Source organism: Pseudomonas sp. SWRI81 (genome assembly GCF_014268545.1).
GTDB classification, from domain to species: domain Bacteria; phylum Pseudomonadota; class Gammaproteobacteria; order Pseudomonadales; family Pseudomonadaceae; genus Aquipseudomonas; species Aquipseudomonas hamedanensis.
The window spans coordinates 168550-177649 of record NZ_JABWQS010000007.1; the positions used below are offsets into that span (position 1 = coordinate 168550).

8 protein-coding genes are annotated in these 9100 nt (G+C 59.7%); 3 read left to right on the forward strand and 5 right to left on the reverse strand.

What is annotated here, in order from left to right; translation table 11 throughout:
* Nucleotides 1-36: 36 nt before the first annotated feature.
* Nucleotides 37-1041: an NAD(P)/FAD-dependent oxidoreductase gene (locus HU765_RS07275; protein ID WP_186619549.1), complete on the reverse strand. Its 1005-nt coding sequence runs from the start codon at nt 1039-1041 to the stop codon at nt 37-39.
* A 274-nt stretch (nt 1042-1315) separates the two neighbouring features.
* On the opposite strand from HU765_RS07275, the gene HU765_RS07280 reads away from it, so the two are divergent.
* Both HU765_RS07280 and pip read left to right on the forward strand, forming a co-directional pair.
* Nucleotides 1316-1990: an SOS response-associated peptidase family protein gene (locus HU765_RS07280; RefSeq protein WP_186619550.1), complete on the forward strand. Its 675-nt coding sequence runs from the start codon at nt 1316-1318 to the stop codon at nt 1988-1990.
* A 117-nt stretch (nt 1991-2107) separates the two neighbouring features.
* Nucleotides 2108-3088 (forward strand): prolyl aminopeptidase, encoded by a 981-nt coding sequence (gene pip, locus HU765_RS07285; RefSeq protein ID WP_186619551.1) that lies wholly within the window; start codon nt 2108-2110, stop codon nt 3086-3088.
* Between the two features lie 163 nt (nt 3089-3251).
* Here the strand turns inward: pip and HU765_RS07290 are convergent, their stop codons facing one another.
* Nucleotides 3252-3770: a single-stranded DNA-binding protein gene (locus HU765_RS07290; protein ID WP_186619552.1), complete on the reverse strand. Its 519-nt coding sequence runs from the start codon at nt 3768-3770 to the stop codon at nt 3252-3254.
* A gap of 9 nt (nt 3771-3779) precedes the next feature.
* Nucleotides 3780-5177, reverse strand: coding sequence for an MFS transporter (locus tag HU765_RS07295; RefSeq protein WP_186546716.1), 1398 nt, complete (start codon nt 5175-5177; stop codon nt 3780-3782).
* Between the two features lie 191 nt (nt 5178-5368).
* On the opposite strand from HU765_RS07295, the gene uvrA reads away from it, so the two are divergent.
* Nucleotides 5369-8203 (forward strand): excinuclease ABC subunit UvrA, encoded by a 2835-nt coding sequence (uvrA, locus tag HU765_RS07300; protein ID WP_186619553.1) that lies wholly within the window; start codon nt 5369-5371, stop codon nt 8201-8203.
* A 65-nt stretch (nt 8204-8268) separates the two neighbouring features.
* Here the strand turns inward: uvrA and bfr are convergent, their stop codons facing one another.
* Together bfr and HU765_RS07310 are read right to left on the reverse strand one after the other, a co-directional pair.
* Complete coding sequence (bfr, locus tag HU765_RS07305; protein WP_042610653.1) at nt 8269-8736, reverse strand: bacterioferritin; 468 nt, start codon at nt 8734-8736, stop codon at nt 8269-8271.
* Nucleotides 8737-8885: 149 nt separating this feature from the next.
* Nucleotides 8886-9100 (reverse strand): catalase-related domain-containing protein (locus HU765_RS07310; RefSeq protein WP_272973676.1); only part of this gene is annotated, 215 nt, incomplete at its 5' end.

Below are 9100 nucleotides of genomic sequence, written 5' to 3' on the forward strand. Positions count from 1 at the left end.
GATCCGCCGCCATCGCTGGCAAGCCAGCGCCCACACTCAAGCGGTACCCTGAGCGGTTCGTTCATCCTGTGCACGATCCCACAAACGCACTTGCAGGCTGTTATGCACCGCCGTCGCGCAAACTGCCGCCTGGCCTGTAGCGACGCTGATTTGCTTGAGCGAGTCGACGACATCCCCGACCGCGTAAAGCCCGTCGATCGATGTGCGTTGGTGGCTGTCAACGCGCACAGCGCCCTCCTCGTCGACCCGCGCACCCAGTTGCACCGCCAGCTCCGAGCGGTATTGCGAGCCGAGCGACGGATAGACGATATCGAAGCAAAAGGCTTCGCCCTTGCCCACCGTCACGAGGACTTTGCCATCGCTCACTTCGATGTTCGCGACCCGGTCATCGATCAGGCGTATCCCGGCGTGCCGCGCTGCCGCGACTGCCTCCTCACACGCTGGGTTATCACCCTCGATCAGCACCGTTACGCGGTCAGTGAAGTTGCGCAAAAACAGTCCGTGACTAATCGCGCAGTGTGCTTCGCCGTACACCGCGACGTTGTCACCGTTGATTTCGTAGCCGTCGCATATGGCGCATAGCCGAATGACCGACTGTGCGATGCCGTCGTAAGGGCGATCCATTTGCGGCAGGGTATCGACGATTCCCGTTGCCAGCACCACGCGGCGCGCGCTCAGCGTTCGGCCGTTGAGTTGCGCAACGAAACCGGTGCGGTTCTTGAGCAGACTTTCTACGCGCCCGGCTTCAATCGTCGCACCGTAAGACACCGCCTGCTCGCGCAATCGGCGGAGCAGGTCGTGACCCGATATACCTGGCGGGAAGCCGGGGTAATTGTGCGAAAGCGGAATCAGGCTCGCACGACTTTGCCCGCCGTCGGCAACCACGACTCGCCGGTGGAAGCGGCTCAGATAAACCGCCGTGGTCAGCCCTGCTGGGCCGGCACCGACAACCAGGCAATCGACGTCGACATGATCGGCCTTGGCAGAGGCTGATTCGGGGCGATCAAAAACCTTGCGGTATTCGTCTGGATTAACTGACATGGCCTGCCCTCCTGAATGTTTTTTGACCCCGCTTGACTGACGACAGACAGATCGCGCGATCACCTCCGTTCGCAAACGGCAACGTCCGATGAGCGGTAACGTAAGTCGATGAAATGCAGCTTTTTTTCCGCTCGTCTGCTCAGGCGAAGCAGTTTCGAACCACGTCGCAACGCCATGGCTCGCATTTACATGACCCGCCGCATTCAATCCGTAAAAACTGATAAGACGCGACGCGGCGGATCTTTTTGAAGTGCCACTGCCAGGAGTTTTCGCCATGTGTGAGTACATTGTTCAACATGATGTCGCCGAGGGGTTCGAAGCGCTGCTTGCCGCTACGCGGAATCAGAGTAGCGGGGGTGCAATTGCCGTGGCGGACAGCAGCCTGCACCGAACCTGCGAACCGCAGGACAGCCAACACGTGATCAAGCCGAACATGCAGGTCGATGCCATACGCAGCCGCAACGGGGTTCTGGAATGCATCAAGGTTCGCTGGGGGTGGAAGCCTTTCTGGTCGATGGGAACAATGCCGCCGATGACTCACCTGCCTCTGCATCTGGTGATGCGTTCGAAGGTGTTCGACCGGGTCAAGCGCGACGGGCGCATGCTCATCGCTGTCGACGGCTGGTATGAAGCCTGCGAATCCGAGCAATCGAAAAACAACCACCGCCTCAGCTACACCACCTCGCGCCAGAGCGCACCGATTTTTCTCGCGGCGCTGGCGCAGGCCAGTGAACAATTCAATGGTTGTGACGGACTCACCCTGGTCACCCATGATGACAGCGCCACCAAGCAGCAACGCCTGCTGGCATTTACTGCCGAGGACGCACGGGTGTGGCTACGTCCCGATCTGCAATGGGAGCAGGCGCAGGAGCTGGCCATGCACATGGCACTGGCAGAACCGCAGCTGGAGCATGTCCTGGCCTCGCCGCGCAGCCTGCGCGGGCGATGAGCACGAACATGTTCTTTATCCAGGGCCGCTCGCGACCTCACGAGGCCACATCGAGCGACCCTCCATCAATCCGCAAACGCTCAGGCACCCCGCCGTTGCGATTCGTGAGGATGAAACATGCAAGCCCCTCGTGAAGTCACCTACAGCCTGTTCCCTGCAATCGAAGAACCGCGACGCAGCGGTACGCTGGAAGTCGATGAAATCCATACCCTCTATTGGGAAGAAAGCGGCAACCCTGACGGTGTTCCCGTCGTGTACTTGCACGGTGGCCCCGGCGAAGGGGCTCCGCCGGGCAAGCGTCAGTTCTGGGATCCGGATCACTACCGCATCGTGCTGTTCGATCAACGCGGCGCCCTTCGTTCGACGCCCCTGGGCGAGCTGCGAAACAACACGACGCAGGCGCTGGTCGACGATCTGGAAAAACTGCGCGAACATCTGAACATCGAAAACTGGCTGATAACCGGCGGCTCATGGGGCACCACCCTCGCGCTGGCCTACGGCGAAGCCCATCCGCAGCGCTGCCTGGGTTTCATCTTGCGCGGCGTGTTCCTTGGCACCGAAGACGAGATCGACTGGTTCATCCACGGCATGCGTCGGTTTTTTCCGCGTGCCCATGAGGATTTCGTGAACTTCATCCCCGAGGAAGAGCGGCAAGATTTGCTACAGGCCTATCTCGAGCGGATGACAGGCGACGACGAGAAATTGAGCGGCGAAGCCATTCGCGGCTGGGTCCGCTACTCGGCCAGTTGCTCATTGTTGCGCCACGATCCCGACGGCGTCGAAGACCAGGCCGCCGATGAACAAACCAGTACCGGTCTGGGACGTCTTGATGTCTGGTACTTCAAAAACCGTCTGTTTCTTGAGGAAGACCAACTGATAAACAACCTTGAGGCAATCAAACATCTCCCGTGCAAAATTATCCAGGGTGGGCACGACATGATCGCCACGCCCAATTCAGCTTTTCGTTTGCACAAGGCCTGGCCAGACTCGGTGCTGAAGATCATCAACGACGCCGGACATTCGCCATCGGAGCCGGGGATTGTCAGTGCGTTGATCGAGGCGACCGAACAGTTCAAGGAATCGGGGAAGTTCTGCTGAAGCGAAGGCATGGCAACCGAGCTGGCCGAAGACTTCGTCCTCGACATCACATTTCCAGAGTGCAGTCACCTGCCGTACACGCGGACGTATCTGCAAGCCAATAAAAAAGCGAAGCCAAATGAATGGCTTCGCTTCTTATGTCTACGGTTCTGAAAGCTGCGGATCAGAACGGAATATCGTCATCAAAGCTGTCGAAATCCGGAGCCGGTTGCGCCGCAGCCTGCTGAGGGGCCGGCGCCGAACGCTGCTGTGGAGCCGACTGTTGCGGGCGTGGTGCCTGCTGACGTGGCGCCTGCTGCTGGTAGTTATTGCCGCCGCCTTGCTGCTCGCCCTGTTGTGGACGACCGCCGAGCAGTTGCATGGTGCCTTGCATGTCGACCACGATTTCGGTGGTGTAACGCTTGATACCGTCTTTTTCCCACTCGCGGGTCTGCAGCTTGCCTTCGATGTAAACCTGCGAACCCTTGCGCAGGTATTCGCCGGCGATCTCGGCGACCTTGCCGAACATCGACACACGATGCCACTCGGTCTTCTCGACCTTCTGACCGGTTTGCTTGTCGGTCCATTGTTCGCTGGTGGCCAGACTCAGGTTGGTCACGGCGTTACCGTTCGGCAGGTAGCGAACTTCGGGATCCTGGCCGCAAGTGCCGACCAATATGACTTTGTTAACCCCACGGGCCATAACGTTCTCCTAAGCGTCGCACGCAGCTCCGGCCGGGTTGTTCACCAGGCGTTCGAGGGTGGTGCGATCCACTAATTCTTTGTCCAGTTTGATGTAAACAGCCGCTTCGTCAGCGACTATCACTGCATCTGTTACCCCTACCAGGGCCTTGAGGCGCTCGACCAGACCCGCTTCGCGGATCGCTTCGGGCGACAACGGCAAGCGCAGGCTCGTCACGTAGGGAGGTTCGCGCATGGTAACAGCAAAGGCCAGCCAAAGTGCAGCCAGCGCGGCGCATCCGAGGAACACAACCGACAGACCGCCGTGCTGGAACAACCAGCCGCCGAGTATCCCGCCAAGTGCCGAACCGAGGAACTGGCTGGTGGAATACACGCCCATGGCCGTGCCCTTGCCACCTGCCGGTGAAACCTTGCTGATCAGCGATGGCAATGAAGCTTCCAGCAGATTGAACGCAGTGAAGAACACCACCGTACCGATCACCAGAGCCCGCAAGCTGTCGCCGAACTGCCAGAAGAATAGCTCAGTCAGCATCAGCGTCATGACGGCGCCGAGCAAAACTCGTTTCATTTTGCGTTTCTTCTCGCCATAGATGATGAACGGGATCATCGCGAAGAAAGAAATCAGCAGTGCGGTGAGATAGACCCACCAGTGCTGCTCCTTGGGCAAACCGGCTTTTTCCACCAGCGCCAGGGGCAAGGCGACGAAGCTCGACATCAACATCGCATGTAACACAAAGATCCCCAGATCGAGCCGCAGCAGGTCGGGGTGCTTGAGCGTCGGCATCAGTGCCTGTCGCGCCACGCCGGACTCACGATGCTGCAATGGCCCGGTGGAGCGCGGCACCATGAACATGATGATCAGGATGCCAACCAGCGCCATCCCACCGGTGGCGAGGAACAATCCGGACAGCCCGAACGCGCTCGTCAACAAGGGTCCGACCACCATGGCCACGGCGAACGAAAGGCCAATGGTCATGCCGATCATGGCCATGGCTTTGGTGCGATGCTGCTCGCGGGTCAGGTCCGAGAGCAGCGCCATGACCGCCGCAGAAATCGCTCCGGCACCTTGCAGGATCCGACCGGCGATCACGCCCCAGATCGAATCGGCTTGAGACGCGAGCACACTGCCCAGGGCGAACACGATCAGCCCCAGGTAAATCACCGGCCGACGGCCGATGCGATCGGAAATCACCCCGAACGGAATCTGGAAAATCGCCTGGGTCAGGCCGTAAGCGCCAATCGCCAACCCGATCAGGGCCGGGGTCGCTCCCGCCAGGTCCATGCCATAGGTCGCCAGTACCGGCAACACCATGAACATGCCAAGCATACGGAACGCGAACACCAGAGCCAGGCCGCTCGCCGCGCGGGTCTCGCTGCCACTCATGCGTTCGCTGTGGGGATCGTGCATGGAAAAACCTCGTGTGAACCGGCGGCGATTCTACCAGTCCCATCGAAAGACGGGGTAGATCGCGACGCTATGACGCGTATAGATGAAACTCTCTTCATCCAGTGCAAAAAACCCGCTGTTTGATAGTGTGCATCCATCCAGTATTTGGCCGTATACTCCTACGTTTTCGACGCCCGCCAAGCGAGGCCACTTTGGACAAGATCCTGATACGTGGGGCCCGTACCCACAACCTGAAGAACATCGACCTGACCCTGCCACGGGACAAACTGATCGTCATCACCGGCCTGTCCGGATCCGGCAAGTCGTCCCTGGCGTTCGACACGCTGTATGCCGAAGGTCAGCGTCGCTATGTCGAATCGCTGTCGGCCTACGCCCGCCAGTTCCTGTCGATGATGGAAAAACCCGACGTCGACACCATCGAAGGCCTGTCGCCGGCGATCTCCATCGAACAGAAGTCGACCTCGCATAACCCGCGGTCCACAGTCGGCACCATCACCGAAATCTACGACTACCTGCGCCTGCTCTATGCACGCGTCGGTACGCCACGCTGCCCGGATCACGATATCCCGCTGGAAGCGCAGACCGTCAGCCAAATGGTCGATCTGGTACTGGCCCAGCCCGAAGGCAGCAAGCTGATGCTGCTGGCCCCGGTCATCCGTGAGCGCAAGGGCGAACACCTCTCGGTCTTCGAAGAGCTGCGTGCGCAAGGCTTCGTTCGCGCCCGGGTCAATGGGCGGATCTGCGAGCTCGACGAGTTGCCGAAGCTGGATAAACAGAAGAAGCATTCGATCGATGTGATCGTCGACCGCTTCAAGGTCCGCGCCGATCTGCAGCAGCGCCTCGCGGAGTCATTCGAAACCGCGCTGAAGCTGGCCGACGGCATTGCCCTGGTCGCGCCGATGGACGACGAGCCGGGCGAGGAAATGATCTTCTCCGCGCGCTTCGCCTGCCCGATCTGTGGCCATGCGATCAGCGAGCTGGAACCCAAGCTGTTTTCCTTCAACAACCCGGCCGGTGCCTGCCCGACCTGCGATGGCCTGGGCGTTAAACAGTTCTTTGATATCAAGCGACTGGTCAACGGCGACCTGACCCTCGCCGAGGGCGCGATTCGCGGCTGGGACAGGCGTAACGTCTATTACTTCCAGATGCTCGGCTCGCTGGCTTCGCACTACGGTTTCAGCCTGGAAAAGCCCTTCAACGAACTGCCGGCCGACCAGCAGAAATTCATCCTGCACGGCAGCGGTTCGCAGAACGTCAACTTCAAATACCTGAACGACCGTGGCGATATCGTCAAGCGCTCGCACCCGTTCGAAGGCATCGTGCCGAATCTGGAACGCCGCTACCGCGAAACCGAATCGGCGAGCGTGCGCGAAGAGCTGGCCAAGTTCCTCAGCCATCAGGCCTGCCCGGATTGCCGCGGCACCCGTCTGCGTCGCGAAGCGCGGCACGTGTGGGTGGGCGAGAAAACCCTGCCGGCGGTGACCAATCTGCCCATCGGCGATGCCTGCGAATACTTCGGCGCGCTGAAGATGACCGGGCGGCGCGGCGAGATTGCCGACAAGATTCTCAAGGAGATCCGCGAGCGCTTGCAGTTCCTCGTCAACGTGGGCCTGGATTACCTGTCGCTGGATCGCAGCGCCGACACGCTGTCTGGTGGCGAGGCGCAGCGGATTCGTCTGGCCAGCCAGATCGGTGCCGGCCTCGTCGGGGTCTTGTACATCCTCGACGAACCGTCGATTGGTTTGCACCAACGGGACAACGACCGTTTGCTGGGCACGCTCAAGCATCTGCGTGACATCGGCAACACCGTGATCGTGGTCGAGCATGACGAAGACGCGATCCGTCTGGCCGACTATGTCGTGGATATCGGCCCGGGCGCCGGTGTGCACGGCGGCCAGATTGTCGCCGAAGGCACACCGGCCGAAGTCATGGCCCACCCGGACTCCCTGACTGGTAAATATCTGTCGGGCCGGGTCAAGATCGAAGTGCCCGCCAAGCGCACGCCGCGCAACAAGAAGCTGACGCTGTCGCTCAAGGGCGCACGCGGCAACAACCTGCGCAACGTCGACCTGGAAATCCCGATTGGTCTGCTGACTTGCGTCACCGGCGTATCCGGCTCGGGCAAATCGACGCTGATCAACAATACGCTGTTCCCGCTCAGTGCCACGGCACTCAATGGCGCGACCACGCTGGAAGCTGCGGCTCATGACAGCATCAAGGGCCTGGAACATCTGGACAAGGTCGTCGATATCGACCAGAGCCCGATCGGTCGCACTCCACGCTCCAACCCGGCGACTTATACCGGACTGTTCACACCCATCCGCGAACTGTTCGCTGGCGTTCCCGAATCGCGCTCCCGTGGCTACGGCCCAGGGCGCTTCTCATTCAACGTCAAGGGCGGGCGCTGTGAGGCGTGCCAGGGCGACGGCTTGATCAAGGTAGAAATGCACTTTCTGCCGGACATCTACGTGCCTTGCGATGTGTGCAAGAGCAAGCGCTACAACCGCGAGACCCTTGAGATCAAATACAAGGGCAAGAGCATCCACGAAACCCTCGAAATGACCATCGAGGAGGCCCGGGAGTTCTTCGACGCGGTGCCGGCGCTGGCGCGCAAGCTGCAAACGTTGATGGATGTCGGCCTGTCGTACATCAAGCTCGGGCAGTCGGCGACAACCTTGTCCGGTGGTGAGGCACAGCGGGTCAAACTGTCGCGCGAGCTGTCCAAGCGTGACACCGGCAAGACCCTGTACATCCTCGACGAGCCGACCACCGGCCTGCACTTCGCGGACATCCAGCAATTGCTCGACGTCCTGCATCGCCTGCGCGACCACGGCAACACCGTGGTGGTGATCGAACATAACCTCGACGTGATCAAGACCGCTGACTGGCTGGTGGACCTCGGTCCTGAAGGCGGTTCCAAGGGCGGTCAGATCATCGCTACCGGTACGCCGGAGGAAGTGGCCGAGATGAAGCAATCTCACACTGGCCACTACCTCAAGCCACTGCTGATCCGCGATCGCGCTTAAACGCCGGGTATGAAAAAGCCCCTGTCACTTCAACCGTGACAGGGGCTTTTTTGTAGCCGTTGCAATCAGGACGCGTGGGATTGCAGGTAGTTCTCAAGACCGATCAACTTGATCAGACCCAACTGCTTTTCCAGCCAGTAGGTATGGTCTTCTTCGGTATCGTTGAGCTGAACCCGCAGGATCTCGCGGCTGACGTAGTCTTGGTGCTGCTCGCAGAGTTCGATGCCTTTGCACAGCGCCGCGCGGACTTTGTATTCGAGGCGCAGGTCGGCTTCGAGCATCTCTGGCACAGTAGTGCCGACATCCAGATCATCCGGACGCATGCGCGGTGTGCCTTCGAGCATCAGAATCCGGCGCATCAACGCATCCGCGTGACCGGCTTCTTCTTCCATTTCGTGGTTGATTCGCTCGTAGAGCTTGGTGAACCCCCAGTCCTCATACATCCGCGAATGAACGAAATATTGATCACGCGCGGCCAGTTCGCCGGTCAGCAACGTGTTGAGGTAATCGATTACGTCTGGGTGGCCTTGCATCGCCCTACATCTCCCTACTTGAAAGTCTGTAGTTTGAACCAAGCTGACCGGAAGGTCACTCGCCTGGCGCAATAAAAGCGAAGATTTTCTGAGAAAACAGGGCTAAATAACGCAAAAACCGCCCAAATGAGGGCGGTTCTGCTTCTCGTTTAGACTTCGTTAAGCTGTACGTTGAGCAACGTTGCGATTGCTTCTCCATACGCCGGGTCGGCTTTGTAGAAATGCTGCAACTGACGGTCGACAACGTCGCTTGAAACGCCCGCCATCGCACCGGCGATGTTGCTGACCAACAAGGCCTTCTGCTCGTCGCTCATCAACCGAAACAACGCGCCGGCATGGCTGTAGTAATCGGTGTCTTCGCGAT

Coding starts and splice junctions, on each gene's coding strand:
- HU765_RS07275 (WP_186619549.1), bottom strand. CDS start 1,041: ATGTCAGTTAATCCAGACGAATACCGCAAGGTTTTTGATCGCCCCGAA.
- HU765_RS07280 (WP_186619550.1), top strand. CDS start 1,316: ATGTGTGAGTACATTGTTCAACATGATGTCGCCGAGGGGTTCGAAGCG.
- pip (WP_186619551.1), top strand. CDS start 2,108: ATGCAAGCCCCTCGTGAAGTCACCTACAGCCTGTTCCCTGCAATCGAA.
- HU765_RS07290 (WP_186619552.1), bottom strand. CDS start 3,770: ATGGCCCGTGGGGTTAACAAAGTCATATTGGTCGGCACTTGCGGCCAG.
- HU765_RS07295 (WP_186546716.1), bottom strand. CDS start 5,177: ATGCACGATCCCCACAGCGAACGCATGAGTGGCAGCGAGACCCGCGCG.
- bfr (WP_042610653.1), bottom strand. CDS start 8,736: ATGCAAGGCCACCCAGACGTAATCGATTACCTCAACACGTTGCTGACC.